Origin of the sequence: Pseudonocardia parietis, from assembly GCF_017876315.1 — a bacterium.
GTDB lineage: Bacteria > Actinomycetota > Actinomycetes > Mycobacteriales > Pseudonocardiaceae > Pseudonocardia > Pseudonocardia parietis.
This window is the reverse complement of the sequence record NZ_JAGINU010000001.1, coordinates 2,952,557-2,966,476: the sequence shown is the minus strand read 5'-3', so window position 1 is coordinate 2,966,476 and position 13,920 is coordinate 2,952,557. Positions and strand designations below refer to the sequence as shown.

At 74.2% G+C, this 13,920-nt stretch carries 10 protein-coding genes; 5 read left to right on the top strand and 5 right to left on the bottom strand.

The features are described 5' to 3' along the window. Positions 1 to 44: 44 nt before the first annotated feature. A complete protein-coding gene (locus tag JOF36_RS14030; protein WP_210027253.1) occupies positions 45 to 1,694 on the top strand; it encodes a fumarate hydratase in 1,650 nt (549 codons plus the stop codon). Between the two features lie 119 nt (positions 1,695 to 1,813). Here JOF36_RS14030 and JOF36_RS14025 read toward each other — a convergent pair whose 3' ends face one another. Genes JOF36_RS14025 through JOF36_RS14015 form a run of 3 tightly spaced genes read right to left on the bottom strand, consistent with a single transcriptional unit; the run spans position 1,814 to position 6,689 of the window. Further along, complete coding sequence (locus tag JOF36_RS14025; RefSeq protein WP_210035586.1) at positions 1,814 to 4,525, bottom strand: bifunctional acetate--CoA ligase family protein/GNAT family N-acetyltransferase; 2,712 nt, start codon at positions 4,523 to 4,525, stop codon at positions 1,814 to 1,816. Between the two features lie 18 nt (positions 4,526 to 4,543). Beyond that, positions 4,544 to 5,716, bottom strand: a complete 1,173-nt coding sequence (locus JOF36_RS14020; protein WP_210027251.1) for an acetoin utilization protein AcuC — start codon at positions 5,714 to 5,716, stop codon at positions 4,544 to 4,546. A gap of 43 nt (positions 5,717 to 5,759) precedes the next feature. Beyond that, positions 5,760 to 6,689, bottom strand: coding sequence for a sulfurtransferase (locus JOF36_RS14015; protein ID WP_210035584.1), 930 nt, complete (start codon positions 6,687 to 6,689; stop codon positions 5,760 to 5,762). Between the two features lie 93 nt (positions 6,690 to 6,782). Here JOF36_RS14015 and JOF36_RS14010 point away from each other — a divergent pair, with 93 nt between their 5' ends. Together JOF36_RS14010 and galE are read left to right on the top strand one after the other, a co-directional pair. Next, positions 6,783 to 7,505 carry an iron-dependent transcriptional repressor DtxR gene (locus JOF36_RS14010; protein WP_210027249.1) on the top strand — a complete coding sequence of 241 codons (723 nt, stop codon included), beginning with the start codon at positions 6,783 to 6,785 and terminating at the stop codon, positions 7,503 to 7,505. Positions 7,506 to 7,634: 129 nt separating this feature from the next. After that, on the top strand, positions 7,635 to 8,603 hold the full coding sequence (galE, locus tag JOF36_RS14005; protein WP_210027247.1) for a UDP-glucose 4-epimerase GalE: 969 nt from the start codon (positions 7,635 to 7,637) through the stop codon (positions 8,601 to 8,603). A 5-nt stretch (positions 8,604 to 8,608) separates the two neighbouring features. On the opposite strand, the gene JOF36_RS14000 is transcribed toward galE, so the two are convergent. Then, positions 8,609 to 9,811 (bottom strand): DUF4192 domain-containing protein, encoded by a 1,203-nt coding sequence (locus JOF36_RS14000; RefSeq protein WP_210027245.1) that lies wholly within the window; start codon positions 9,809 to 9,811, stop codon positions 8,609 to 8,611. Positions 9,812 to 9,995: 184 nt separating this feature from the next. Between JOF36_RS14000 and JOF36_RS13995 the strand changes: the two genes are divergently transcribed. Next, positions 9,996 to 11,486: an FGGY-family carbohydrate kinase gene (locus JOF36_RS13995; RefSeq protein WP_210027243.1), complete on the top strand. Its 1,491-nt coding sequence runs from the start codon at positions 9,996 to 9,998 to the stop codon at positions 11,484 to 11,486. A gap of 7 nt (positions 11,487 to 11,493) precedes the next feature. Here JOF36_RS13995 and JOF36_RS13990 read toward each other — a convergent pair whose 3' ends face one another. Beyond that, positions 11,494 to 12,474 carry a M23 family metallopeptidase gene (locus tag JOF36_RS13990; RefSeq protein ID WP_307862371.1) on the bottom strand — a complete coding sequence of 327 codons (981 nt, stop codon included), beginning with the start codon at positions 12,472 to 12,474 and terminating at the stop codon, positions 11,494 to 11,496. A gap of 510 nt (positions 12,475 to 12,984) precedes the next feature. On the opposite strand from JOF36_RS13990, the gene JOF36_RS13985 reads away from it, so the two are divergent. Continuing rightward, positions 12,985 to 13,794 (top strand): SGNH/GDSL hydrolase family protein, encoded by an 810-nt coding sequence (locus tag JOF36_RS13985; RefSeq protein WP_210027241.1) that lies wholly within the window; start codon positions 12,985 to 12,987, stop codon positions 13,792 to 13,794. The last annotated feature ends 126 nt before the right edge of the window (positions 13,795 to 13,920 follow it).

Here is a 13,920-nt window from a genome sequence, read left to right as displayed (position 1 = left end):
CCACCTGCGGTCACGCACCGACCCCGCCCGGTAGCGTCCCGGCCATGCCCGAGTTCCACCACACCGACGTGCTCCCGCTCGGCCCGGACGACACCGAGTACCGCGAGCTCGACCTGCCCGCGGGCACCGTGACCGAGGCCGCCGGCCGGACCTTCCTCGAGGTCCCCCCGGAGACGATCACCGGCCTGGTCCGCGCCGCCGTGAACGACATCCAGCACCTGCTCCGGCCGTCCCACCTGACCCAGCTGCGCGCGATCATCGACGATCCGGAGGCGTCCGGCAACGACCGGTTCGTCGCCACCGACCTGCTGCGCAACGCCTGCGTCTCGGCAGGCGGCGTGCTGCCGATGTGCCAGGACACCGGCACCGCGATCGTCATCGGCAAGAAGACCGAGACCGTGCTGACCGGTGGCGACGACGAGGCGTCCGTGTCCCGCGGGGTGTTCGAGGCCTACCAGGAGCTGAACCTGCGGTACTCGCAGATGGCGCCGCTGTCGTTCTGGGAGGAGAGCAACACCGGCACCAACCTGCCGGCCCAGGTCGAGCTGTTCGCCAAGCCCGGCCGGGACCCGTACTACGAGTTCCTGGTGATGGCCAAGGGCGGCGGCTCGGCCAACAAGACCTTCCTCTACCAGGAGACGAAGGCGCTGCTGAACCCGAAGCGGCTCGCGGCGTTCCTGGACGAGAAGCTGCGCTCGCTCGGCACCGCGGCCTGCCCCCCGTACCACCTCGCGATCGTCGTCGGCGGCATGTCGGCCGAGTACAACCTCAAGGTCGCCAAGCTCGCCTCCGCGCGCTACCTGGACACCCTGCCGACCGAGGGCTCGCCACTGGGCCACGCGGTCCGCGACACCGATCTCGAGCAGCAGGTGCTGGAGCTGACCCGCAACTTCGGGATCGGCGCCCAGTTCGGCGGCAAGTACTTCTGTCACGACGTCCGCGTGATCCGGCTCCCCCGGCACGGCGCCTCGCTGCCGGTCGGTGTCGCGGTGTCCTGCTCGGCCGACCGCCAGGCCAAGGCCAAGATCACCCCGTCCGGGGTGTACCTGGAGCAGCTGGAGCGCGACCCGGCGAAGTACCTGCCCGACACCGAGTCCGGCGACCTCTCGGACGAGGTCGTGCAGGTCGACCTCAACCGGCCGATGGACGAGATCCGCGCCCAGCTCTCGCAGGTGCCGGTGAAGACCCGGCTGTCGCTGAGCGGGCCGCTCGTCGTCGCCCGCGACATCGCGCACGCGAAGATCGCCGAGCGGCTGGACGCGGGCGAGCCGATGCCGCAGTACCTGCGTGACCACGCCGTCTACTACGCCGGGCCCGCCAAGACGCCGGAGGGCTACGCCTCCGGTTCGTTCGGCCCGACGACGGCCGGCCGGATGGACTCCTACGTCCAGCAGTTCCAGGAGGCCGGCGGCTCGCTGGTGATGCTGGCCAAGGGCAACCGGTCCAAGCAGGTCGTGGACTCGTGCGCCGCGAACGGCGGCTTCTACCTGGGCTCGATCGGCGGCCCGGCCGCACGGCTGGCCCAGGACTGCATCCGCAACGTCGAGGTGCTCGAGTACCCGGAGCTCGGCATGGAGGCGGTCTGGAAGATCGACGTCGAGGACTTCCCCGCGTTCGTCGTGATGGACGACAAGGGCAACGACTTCTTTGCCGACACCTCCGCGCCGACGCTGCAGGTCACCTTCCGTACCTGACACGGCGCCGCACCGTGCCCCGGGTCCCGCCCGGGGCACGGTGTCCCAGCGCGACTCGGCCCGGCAGCTCAGCCCAGCTCAGCCCAGCTCAGCGCAGAGGTTCGTTCCGCAAGCTCCTCTCAGCGCAGCCGGCGCGGTCCCGTGTCGCGCCGGTCGGGCACCGGGCCGACGGTCACCCGCGCGCCGGTGACGAACGCGCCGTCCGGGGAGGCCAGCACCGGGTTCAGGGCCAGTGACCGGATCTGCGGGATGTCCTCGGTGAGCCGCCCGATCCGCAGCACGAGGTCCTCCAGCGCGTCGGTGTCGACCGGCTCCGTGCCCCGGTAGCCGGTGAGCAGCGGCGCCGCCCGGGGCGCCCGGATCAACCGCTTGGCGTCCTCGGTGGAGACCGGCAGCACGCGGTAGGCGCGGTCACCGAGCAGCTCGGTGGCCATGCCGGAGAGCCCGAACGCGATCAGCGAGCCGAACGACGGGTCCTCGACCACCTCGATCTTGCAGGACGAGCCCTTCGGCGCCATCCGCTGCACGTACACCTCGTCGGAGCCGGTCAGCCGGGACAGCTCGGCGTGCGCGCCGCGGACGGCGTCCGGCGACACGAGATCCAGCCGGACGCCGACGAAGTCGCCGCGGTGCCGCCACTGCTCGCCGGTCGTCTTGATCACCACCGGGTACCCGACCTCCTCGGCGGCGACGACCGCGGCGTCGGCCCCGGTGACCTGGCGGAAGGTGACGACGTCCAGGCCGTAACAGGCCAGCAGCTCGACCGCCTCGGGGTCGGTCAGCTCGTGCGCGGCGTCCGGGCCGAACGAGGCGACGAGCCGGCGGGCCCGTTCGGTGTCGATGCCGTCGGGGACGACGAACTCACCGACCGGGGTGTCGCGCCACTCGGCGTAGCGGGTGACCCGGCCCAGCGCGGCCGTCGCCCGCTCCGGGCTCGCGTAGCTGGGCACCGAGCCCCGCCCGGGCGTGCCGTCGGCCTGGCGCACCGACAGCTCGGCCGGGATGCCCTCCGCCGCCAGGAACACCGCGAGCACCGGGATCCCGGCGCCGTCGGCGGCGTCGCGCAGGGCGTTCGCGTGCGCGGTCCCCTCGACGGCCACCGGCGGGACGAACACCGCGATCAGGGCGTCCGGCTGGTCCGCGCCCTCCAGCCGACTGCGGACCGCCTCGGCGAACGCCTCGGGCGGCGCCTGGGTGCCGACGTCCACCGTGTCCCCGGCGAGCTCCAGCCCCTCGTCCAGCAGGCCGTCGGTGACCAGCAGGTTCACCGCCGTCGAGTTCCCGACGACCGCGACCCGCCGCCCGCTGGGCAGCGGCTGGTAGGCCAGCAGCAGCGCGGTGTCGAACAGCTGCGGCAGGGTCTGCACCCGGATGACGCCGGACTGCTCGAACAGCGCCTGGACGCTGGACTCGTCGATCTGCGCGCCGACCGACGCCAGCGACGGCAGCGGCCCGGTGTGGCGCCCGGACTTCACCGCGACGATCGGCTTGGTCCGGGCCAGCCTGCGCGCGACCCGGGCGAACTTGCGCGGGTTGCCGAACGTCTCCAGGTAGAGCAGCACCTGGTCGGTGCCCGGGTCCGTCTGCCAGTACTGCATGAGGTCGTTGCCGGAGACGTCGGCGCGGTTGCCCGCGGAGACGAACGAGGACAGCCCCAGCCCGCGCGAACGCGCGTTGGCCAGGATCGCGGTCCCCAGCGCACCGGACTGGCAGAAGAAGCCGGTGCGGCCGGGCCCGGGCAGCGCCGGGGCCAGGGTGGCGTTGAGCCGGACGGCCGCGGCCGGGTTGGCGACGCCGAGCGCGTTCGGCCCGACCACCCGCATGCCGTGCGCGCGGGCCTCGGCCACCAGCCGGCGCTCGGCCACCTTGCCGCCCCCGCCGGCGTCGGCGAACCCGGAGCTGATCACCACCAGCGCCTTGACGCCCTTGGCCAGGCAGGAGTCCATGACCTCGTCGATGTTCGCGGCCGGGACGGCGACGACGGCGAGGTCCACCTCGTCCGGGATGTCGATCACCGACGGGTACGCCCGCACACCGCGCACCGAGCGGGCGTCCGGGTTCACCGGGTAGACGGGACCGGTGAACCCGGCGAGCAACAGGTTGGTGAGCACGGCGTGGCCGAGCTTGGTCGCGTCCGCGGAGGCGCCGATCACCGCGACCGAGGCCGGGTGCAGCAGGTTCGCGACGCTGCGGGCCTCGGCGGCCTGCTCGCGCGAGTCCCGCACCGCGATCGACTTCTCGGTCGGGTCGACGTCGAACTCCAGGTGCAGCACGCCCTCGGCGAAGGCCCGTTTGACCTGGTAGCCGGCCTCCCGGAACACCCGGACCATGGCGTGGTTCTCGACCAGCACCTCGGCCTCGAAGCGGGAGAGCCCGTTCTCCCGGGCGGCGGCGGCGAGGTGCTCGAGCAGGATGGAGCCCAGCCCGCGCGCCTGGTGGTCGTCGCGCACGACGAACGCGACCTCGGCCGAGGTGACCGGCTTGTCGGTGCCTGCGCCCTCCTGGACCGCCGCACCACCGTCGGGGGTGAGCCCCTCGTAGCGGCCGACCGCGATGATCTCGTCCCCCAGCATGGCCAGGAACGCGACCCGGCTGCGGTGGTCGACGACGGTGAACCGCTCCAGGTCACGCGGCGAGATCCGTGGGTACGGCCCGAAGTAGCGCAGGTAGCGGGTGCGGTCGGAGAGCTTGCCGTGGAAGGCCAGCAGCATGTCGGCGTCGTCGGGGCTGATCGGGCGCAGGTGGACAATCCCGCCGTCGGAGGCGACGACGTCGGCCTCCCAGTGCCGGGGGTACGGATGCGTCCGCTGCTGCGGCTGGTCGTCGGGCATGCTCGTGGCCGTCATGTCTCAGTCCCGCGGGTCGTCGGGCTCGAGTCCGTGCAGCGGGAAGACCGCACGGCGGGTCTCCAGGATGGAGGAGTCCACCCGCTCGCCGAACGCCCCACCCCACTTCTCGAAGGACGGGTCGGCCCCGTCGGACATCGACACCGGCAGCGGAGCCCGGGTGTGGGTCGACGCCCTTGCCATCCAGTCCGCGGGGATCGTCGTGTCCGGGTGGAGGTCCCGGTCGAGCGACACCGCGAGCAGGTGCGTCCACGAGCGGGGCACCACGCGGTAGAGCGAGTACCCGCCACCACCGAGCACCAGCCACTTGCCGCCTGCCGTCGTCTCGGCCAGCTCGCGCAGGGTGCGGTAGATGGCCCGGTGGCCGTCCACCGACAGCTCCAGGTTCGCCAGCGGGTCCTCGGCATGGGTGTCCGCACCGCACTCGGTGACCAGCACCTGCGGGCGGAACGCCTCCAGCAGCGACGGCACGACGCCGTGGAAGGCGCGCAGCCAGCCTGCGTCGCCGGTCCCGGGGGGCAGCGCGACGTTCACCGCGTAGCCCTCGCCGTCCCCGCGGCCGTACTCGCCCGCCCAGCCGGTGCCCGGCCACAGGGTCAGCGGGTGCTGGTGCAACGAGATCGTGAGGACCCGCGGGTCGTCGTAGAAGGAGGCCTGGACGCCGTCGCCGTGGTGGACGTCGACGTCGACGTAGGCGATGCGCTCGTAGCCCTGGTCCAGCAGCCAGGCGATCGCGACCGAGCAGTCGTTGTAGACGCAGAACCCGGCGGCCCGGTCGGGCATGGCGTGGTGCAGGCCGCCCGCCAGGTTCACCGCCCGGTCGGCACGCCCCTCGGCGATCTCGCGGGCCGCCGCCACCGAGCCGCCCGCGATCAGCGACGCCGCCTCGTGCATCCCGAAGAAGATCGGGTTGTCGGCGGTGCCGAGACCGTGCCCCACCCCGAACGGTGCCTCCGGGGCCGACCGCACCGCGGTCTGGTAGCCCGGTGTGTGCACCCGGGTCAGCTCGGCGTCGGTGGCGGCCTGCGGCTCGATCAGGTCGATCCCGTCGAGCACCCCGAGCCCGCGCGACAGCTCCATCATCAGGTCGAGCCGCACCGGGTTCAGCGGATGGTCGTCGGACAGCTGGTAGGTCAGGAACTCCGGTGTCCACACGACCGACGTGCGCGCGCTCATGGCACGGGACCGTATGTCAGGGATGCGGCCACGGTCACGCCGTTCACCGGTCCGCCACCCACGGCCGGTCGCCGGTCGCGGCCGGGCGCCCCGGGTCGGCACTCCATTCCGACCAGGAACCCGGGTAGAGCGCGGCAGGCGCCTGCGGGAGTGTCGTCCCGGACTCCTCCAACGCCAGCACCAGCGCGCAGGCGTTGATGCCCGAGCCGCAGTACGCCCCGGCCGGGACACCCGGCACGGCCCCGGCGGCGCGGAACCGCTCGGCCAGGACCTCGGGGGCGAGCCAGCGGCCGTCCGGGCCGGTGTTGGCCGCGGCGGGAGTGTTGCGCGCGCCGGGGACGTGCCCGGTGCGCGGGTCGACCGGCTCGGTCTCGCCGCGGTACCGCGCGGCCGCACGGGCGTCGAGCAGCACCCCGTCCCGGGCGAGAGCGGCGGCACCGTCGGCGTCGACGACCGGCATCCCGCCGGACCGCACGACGAGGTCCCCGGCCGGCAGCGGCTCCGGCTCGGCCGCGCCGCCGTCGGTACCCGCGACCGGGAGACCGCTCTGCTGCCACGCCGCGAACCCGCCGTCGAGCACCCGCACGCGCGACGGGGCGACCCCGGCCCAGCGCAGCAGCCACCAGGCCCGCGCCGCCACCGAGCCGTCGCGGTCGTCGTAGGCGACGACCAGCTGGTCCGGATCGTCGTCCCGGACACCCGCCGCGCGCAGGACCTCCTGCAGGGCCGCGGGGCCCGGAAGGGGGTGCCGGCCGCCGGGTCCCGGCGACGACGGTCCCGCCGCCAGCTCGGTGTCGAGGTCGACGAACACCGCTCCGGGAATACGGCGGGCCGCGTGGTCGTCACGCATGGATGGCCCGGTAAGTCGCCACCGCACGTCCAGCAGCACCGGACGTGCAGTACCCGGCGGCCTGTCTGCTCCGTCACGACCTGCGGGGGTGAGCAGACCGGCGAGGGCCTCTGGGGAGATCATCGAACCGGACACGCGGCCCATCCTGCCCCGGATGGGTGCGCCGTGCCCGGGGCTCGCCCTGGGTAGACTGGCCATCGAACGAAGGGGCCCCATGTGAACGACCTCATCGACACCACCGAGATGTACCTCCGGACCATCTACGAACTCGAGGAGGAGGGCGTCGTTCCGCTGCGCGCGCGGATCGCCGAACGCCTCGGGCAGAGCGGTCCGACCGTCAGCCAGACCGTCGCCCGGATGGAGCGCGACGGGCTGGTCGTCGTCGCCGGGGACCGCCACCTCGAACTGACCGACGACGGCCGCAGCCGCGCCGTCGCGGTCATGCGCAAGCACCGGCTCGCGGAGCGTCTGCTCATCGACGTCATCGGCCTGGAGTGGGAGCTCGTCCACGCCGAGGCCTGCCGCTGGGAGCACGTGATGAGCGAGGACGTCGAGCGCAAGCTGCTCCGCCTGCTCGACAAGCCGACCGTGTCCCCGTACGGCAACCCGATCCCCGGCCTGGACGACCTGGAGCGCGGTGAGCACGGGCCGTCGGCCTCCTCCTCGGTCCCGCCGTCGCTCGAGGTGGGGCTCCAGCGGCTCGACGAGCTCGCCCGGCGCGGCGGCGGCCGGGTCGAGGTGCGGCGCATCGCCGAGCACGTGCAGAACGACGCGGACCTCATGGGCGAGCTGAAGCTCGCCGGCATCGTGCCGGGTCTCAGCGTGGAGGTCGGTGCGATCCCGCGCTTCGGGGACCCGGTCCCGGTGTCCTCGGCCGAGAGCGAGAAGGCCACCGTCGCCCCGCTGGTCGCACACGCCGTTCTGGTCAAGGCCCAGTAGCGGCTGCCGGGGCCGCCGCGGCGGCCCGGGTGCACGACGGTCGTCGTGCACCCCCGTGAGAGGGTCGGGCCGACGGCTCGGCGCCGCGCAGGTCGGTGCCGTGGGGATCGGCAGGCCAGGAGGCCCGGGGTGAAGCTGCTCGTCACCGGCGGCGCGGGATACGTCGGCAGTGTGTGCGCGGCGCACCTGCTGGAGGCGGGACACGAGGTCGTCGTACTCGACGACCTGTCCACCGGCCACCGGGACGCCGTCCCGTCCGACGCCACGTTCGTCGAGGCGGAGCTGGGCGCGGGAGCCGGCGAGGTTCTCGCCGCGGGCGGCTTCGACGGTGTCCTGCACTTCGCCGCACGCTCGCTGGTCGGCGAGTCCGTGACGGAGCCCGAGAAGTACTGGTCCGGGAACGTCCTCGCCTCGTTCCGGTTGCTGGAGGCGATCCGCGAGCACGCGGTGCCGCGCCTGGTGTTCTCCTCCACCGCCGCCACCTACGGCGAGCCGGACCGGGTGCCGATCCCGGAGTCCGCACCGACCCTCCCGACCAACCCGTACGGGGCGAGCAAGCTCGCGATCGATCACATGATCACCTCGTACGCGACCGCGCACGGTGTGGCCGCGACCAGCCTGCGGTACTTCAACGTGGCGGGCGCCCACGTGGCCGGTGACGTGCACCTCGGCGAGCGGCACGCCGTCGAGACCCACCTGATCCCGCTCGTCCTGCAGGTGGCCGCCGGGACCCGCGAGTCGATCTCGATCTTCGGCGACGACTGGCCGACCCCCGACGGCACCTGCGTGCGCGACTACATCCACGTCGACGACCTGGCCGACGCGCACCTGCTGGCGCTGCAGCACGCCACCGCCGGCCGGCACGACGTCTACAACCTGGGCAGCGGCCACGGCTTCTCGGTGCTGGAGGTCGTCGAAGCCTGCCGCGCGGTGACCGGGCACCCGATCCCGGCCGTGCTGACCCCCCGCCGGGCCGGCGACCCCGCCGTCCTGGTCGCCGCCAGCGATCGGGCCGCGGAGCAGCTGGGCTGGAAGCCCTCGCGCACGGAGCTGCAACGGATCGTCGCCGACGCCTGGGAGTTCGCCCGGGGCCGCTGACCCGCTCACCACTGCTCGCCCGGGTCCGTGGCGTCGATCCCACCGGGGCCGAGCATCGCGGTGAGCAGCCGGCGCAACCCGTCCGGCCCGGCATACGGGCCCGGCGCGACGCCCGGGGTCAGCGCGTCCCGCAGTGCCGTGTCGACCACGGTGGCCAGGATGTGGCCCGGCCGGTCCCCGAGCGCGCGGTCCACGGCGAGGACGGCGAGGGCACCGTCCCCCCGCAGCAGGGCGCAGACGCCGAGCAGCGCCGCCGGATCGGCCCGCTCCGGGACGGGCAGCGCGCGGGTGAGCACCGCCCAGAGCTGCTCGGCGTGCGGGGCACCCGGCCCGAGACAGCGCCGCAGCGCCTCGTCCCGGAACTCCGGGTCGCCGAACGCGGCACGGAAGTCGAGGGCGAGACGGTCGTCGATCACGAGACGGCCCTCGGCCGCCTCGTCGAGGCAACCGTCGAGGAGGCCGGTACCGGCGTACGTGCCCGGGTCTCCGGCCGCCGCCGCCTCCGTGCCCAGCCGCACCCACCGGGCCAGGTCGGCGGCGTCGCCGTCGAGCTGCGCGAGCACGGCGGCCCGGTCCGGCAGCACCGCCCGGCCGCCCTGTACCGCGGCGGCGACCGCGACCGGCGTCGCGCTCGGATCCGGCACCGTCCCGGAGCAGCCGCACTCCTGCCCGACCAGCGGATAGCAGCTCCAGCGGTCGCCGGCCCGGGTACCGGAGGTCCACAGCACCGCCATCGGTTCGATCCCGGCCCGTACCAGTGACCGGCGCGCGGCCTCCGCGACGTCCCGGCGGACCCGGCGCTGCGCCATCGAGCCCGGCCGCCCGCCCCGCACGACGACCGCGACCGCACGCGCCGCACCGCTCCCGGCCAGTACGGACACGCTGTCGTCGCACACCCGGTGGACCGCACGTGCCTGCGGCAGGTCGACCCGCACGGTGAGCCCCACCCGGCCCCGGAGCTCCGGCCCGGCCAGCCCCACCAGGACCAGCGAGTCCTCGGGGTGGAAGCCGATCAGCACCGGGACCGCGGCGATCAGGTCGGCGGGTTCGGTCAGCCGGATCCGGGCCGCGGCGGCGCCGTCGGGGTCCCACGGCCACGGATCGGCCGGGGTGCCGCCCGGTGGCCACGGCGGAACAGCACCGGGCGGCACGGGTGGCGGTGCGGAGCGGGACGGCAGCTCGGGTTCGGGCTGTGGCAGTGCGGTCATGACGACGAGCGTGGCGCAGCCGCACGTCATCGCGCCCGGACCGATTCCCGGGCCTGTGGACGGACGCCTCTCCACCGGGTTTCAGAGAGGGTGTCGTGGACAACTCGGCCGTTCCGGGGGCGCGGAGCCGCCAGGCTGTCGGCCCCCTGTGTTATGCGGCACCGTCACCCGGTAGGAAAGGACCATGCAGGTCTACCTCGGTGTCGACATCGGAACCTCGGGCTCGAAGGGGGTCGTCGTCGATTCCGGTGGGCGGGTGCTCGCCCGCGCCGACCGTGCGCACGAGACCGCGCAACCCCGTCCGGGGTGGGTCGAGCACGACGCGGAGGCGATCTGGTGGGGCGACTTCACCGTGATCGTCCGCGAGCTGCTCGCCGCCGTCCCGGACGCCACACCGGCCGGCCTGGGCGTCTCCGGCATCGGCCCGACCCTGCTCCCCGCGGACGCCGACGGCCGTCCGCTCCGCCCCGCGATCCTCTACGGCGTCGACACCCGGGCCGGTACGGAGATCGACGAGCTGACCGCCGAGCTCGGGGCCGAGCGGATCCTCGCCCGCGCCGGGACGCCGCTGTCCTCGCAGGCGGTGGGACCGAAGTGGCGCTGGCTGGCGCGGCACGAGCCCGAGGTCTACGAGCGGGCCTCGCTGTTCCTGATGTGCTCGTCGTACCTGGTGCACCGGCTCACCGGCGAGTACGTCCTCGACCACCACTCGGCCAGCCAGTGCGACCCGATGTACGACCTCGCGGCAGCGGACTGGGCGAGCGACTGGGCCCGGGTGACAGCGCCGGGGATCGAGCTGCCGCGGCTGCTGTGGCCGACCGAGATCGCCGGGCACGTCACCGCCGAGGCGGCCGCCGGGACCGGGCTCCCGGAGGGCCTGCCCGTCACCGCCGGGACCGTCGACGCCTGGGCCGAGGCGACCAGCGCCGGAGTCACCTCGCCGGGCGAGGTCATGGTCATGTACGGCACCACGATGTTCCTGATCGAGGTGATCGACCGGCCCCGGCCGCACCCGGCGATGTGGACGACGCGAGGTGTCGTCCCCGCCACGTTCACCCTCGCCGCCGGGATGGCGACATCCGGAGCGATCACGAACTGGCTGCGCGACCTCACCGGTGAGGGCTTCGCCGAGCTGGTCGCCGAGGCCGGCGAGGTGCCGCCGGGCAGCGGCGGCCTGCTCCTGCTCCCCTACTTCGCCGGGGAACGCACGCCGCTGTTCGACCCGGACGCCCGCGGGATCCTCGCCGGGCTCACCACGGCGCACTCCCGTGGCGAGGTCTACCGGGCCGCGCTGGAGGGCATCGCGCACGGTGTCCGGCACAACCTCGAGGTCATGCGCGATGCGGGCGGCGAGACCAAGCGCCTGGTCGCCGTGGGTGGTGGCGTCCAGGGCGGGCTGTGGACCCGGATCGTCACCGACGTCACGGGCGTGCCGCAGGACGTCCCGGAGCAGACCGTCGGCGCCGCGCTGGGCGACGCCTGGCTCGCCGCCGTCGCGACCGGGGCGGACCCGGAGCTGCGCCGGTGGAACCCGGTCGCGCGGACCATCGAGCCCGATCCGGTCGCCCGTGAGGTGTACGACCGCTTCCACCCGCACTACCGGTCGCTCTACACGTCGACCCGGGACACCGCGCACTTCCTCGCCGAGGAACGCCGGCGTTCCTACCCGGTCTGAGGCGCGCTCAGGTGTAGCTGAACCCGTTGGCGTCCAGCCACGGCTTCGGGTTGAGCTTCGACCCGCTCGGGTCGATCACCTCGATGTGCAGGTGCGGCCCGGTGGACTGGCCCCGGTTGCCGACCTCGGCGATCTGCTGACCGGCTCCGACCTTCTGCCCGACCTCGACCATCGACCGGTTGATGTGGCCGTAGACGGTGATCGTGCCGTCGTCGTGCTTCACCCGGACCCACATCCCGAAACCGCTGGCCGAACCGGAGCTGATCACGGTGCCGGCGAGCGGCACGTGGATCGGGGTGCCGATCGGGGCCGCGATGTCCAGGCCCCCGTGCTGGGTGCCCCAGCGGGAGCCGAATCCGGAGGTGACCCGGCCGGACACGATCGACACCGCACCGCCCGCGGACGCGGACGCGGACTGCAGCGACCCGGTCGCGCCGGCGGCCCGGGCGGCCTCGGCGGCGCGGGCCCGCTCGGCGGCGGCCTCCTGCACCTTCGTGATCGACGCCGCGGCGCCCTCCACGGCCTCGGCCGCGCCGGTGTGGACACCGCCGCCGGCGGTGACGGTCCGCGCGGCGACCGAGCCGCCGGCGGCGGCCGGGGTGGCCAGCGCGGCGATGGTCGCCGAGTCGGCGATCGGGGCCGACGCCGGCACGGCGTCCACCGGCGCCCGGGGCGCGGGGATCGCGGCCGAGGCGGCGACCGAACCGGTGTCGAACCAGGTCGCGGGGGACGGGATCTCGCCGGAACCGACGGACACGTGCGCGGCGCCGGCGATACCGCCGACGGCGACGACCGCGGCCGCGATCCGGGTGGACGCGGAGATGCGCGAACCCTCGTCGGACGAGCCGGACGAGCCGGAGTACCCGGACGAGCCGGACGGGACCGAGTAACCGGAGGGGACCGAGTACCCGGGGTGCCCGGGTGTGCGGGCGCGCCGGACGTGCGGACCGGTCGGGAACGCGCCGATCAGGCCTCCGACCCCTGCCACCGCGAACTGCGGTGACAGGAGCCCGAGGCTCGCGCTTCGGCCCTGGGGGGAGCGATGCCGTGCCACGATCTTCCTTCCAGATCTCGGAACGGCGGACAACCCGTGGGGAGCGGGCAGCCCGTCGGGGGTCGGGCCGCGTCCGGTTCGTAACCGTTCCGTGATCTGAGAGCCACGCTAACCGGGCACCCGCGGCCGGCAAACACGAATGAGTGATCACGAGACCACCGGGACGTGGCGGGCGGTGAGCGGACGCTCGGTGACGAGCGCGGGCGCAACCTGCCGTTCACCGCAGGGACCACTGGCAGCACTATTCCCGGAGAACGCTCTGACCTGCCATGACGGCTGCGCACGGCGGGTGGGCGAGTGGTTCGGCCGGATGCCGGCATGTGCGCGCGGTCACGCTGGGTGGTCGGAGCCGACGGCGCGAGCCGAGCCGGGCCCGCAGGTCGCGCACCCCTCACCCGGAACCGTGCTTGCCGGGACCACCGCACCCCGGGTTGGCTGAGCCTCGTGCGCCGACTCCTCGTCCCGCTGCTGGCCTGCGCCCTCGTCGTCGTCCTCGCCCCGGCGGCGGTCGCGGCCCCCGCACGCGACCAGGCGGTGACGAGGTACGTCGCACTCGGGGACTCCTATGCCGCCGGCGTCGGCGCCACCCCCGACCCGGCGAGCGGCGCGTGCCGCCGCAGCGACGACTCCTACCCCGCGCTGTGGGCGGCACGGAACGGCCCGGCGTCGTTCACCTCCGTCGCCTGCAGCGGCGCGACCAGCGGTGAGGTCGTCGCGAAGCAGGTCCGCGCGGTCGGGCCCGACACCACGCTCGTCACGATCACCGTGGGCGGGAACGACACCGGGTTCGGCCCGGTGATGGCCACCTGCAGCACCGCCCCCGACGACGAGACCTGCTTCCGCGCCATCCGCGGCGGGGAGCGGGTGGCCCGCCTGTTCGCGCCCGGCGGGCTGATCTCGGTGATCGTCGGTGCCCGGCTGCAGGCACCCGACGCAAAGATCGTCGTGCTCGGCTACCCGCGGCTGTTCGAGCCCGGCGCCTGCGACGTCGCGGGGGTTCCGAACGCCGCTCGTCGTGCGGCGCTCAACCGGGCCGCCGACACGCTCAACACCTCGCTCGCCGACGCCGCACAGCGGTTCCGCGGGCAGTTCGTCGACGTGCGCGACACCTTCGCCGGGCACGGGCTCTGCAGCGCCGATCCCTGGATCAACCCGCCCGCGCAGCCGACGACCCCGGCCGTCTACCACCCGAACGAGCGGGGTTACACCCACGGCTACCTCCCGGCGTTCACCGCCGCGGCCGCGCGGCCCTGAGGAGTGCCGGGTCGGGCACGCGCGCTCCTCGCCGCGAGGCGTTCCGGCCCCCGTCGCCGTGCGGCCACCCGCGCGCCAACCGCCGGTTGCACCGGCCCCGCAGAGTCGGCCACGATCGTGTTCCCC

Bases quoted from the DNA above. Each gene is read 5' to 3' on its own strand.
- JOF36_RS14020 (WP_210027251.1), bottom strand. From the start codon at position 5,716: ATGAGCGCGCGCACGTCGGTCGTGTGGACACCGGAGTTCCTGACCTAC.
- JOF36_RS14030 (WP_210027253.1), top strand. From the start codon at position 45: ATGCCCGAGTTCCACCACACCGACGTGCTCCCGCTCGGCCCGGACGAC.
- JOF36_RS14000 (WP_210027245.1), bottom strand. From the start codon at position 9,811: ATGACCGCACTGCCACAGCCCGAACCCGAGCTGCCGTCCCGCTCCGCA.
- JOF36_RS13995 (WP_210027243.1), top strand. From the start codon at position 9,996: ATGCAGGTCTACCTCGGTGTCGACATCGGAACCTCGGGCTCGAAGGGG.
- JOF36_RS14025 (WP_210035586.1), bottom strand. From the start codon at position 4,525: ATGCCCGACGACCAGCCGCAGCAGCGGACGCATCCGTACCCCCGGCAC.
- JOF36_RS14015 (WP_210035584.1), bottom strand. From the start codon at position 6,689: ATGATCTCCCCAGAGGCCCTCGCCGGTCTGCTCACCCCCGCAGGTCGT.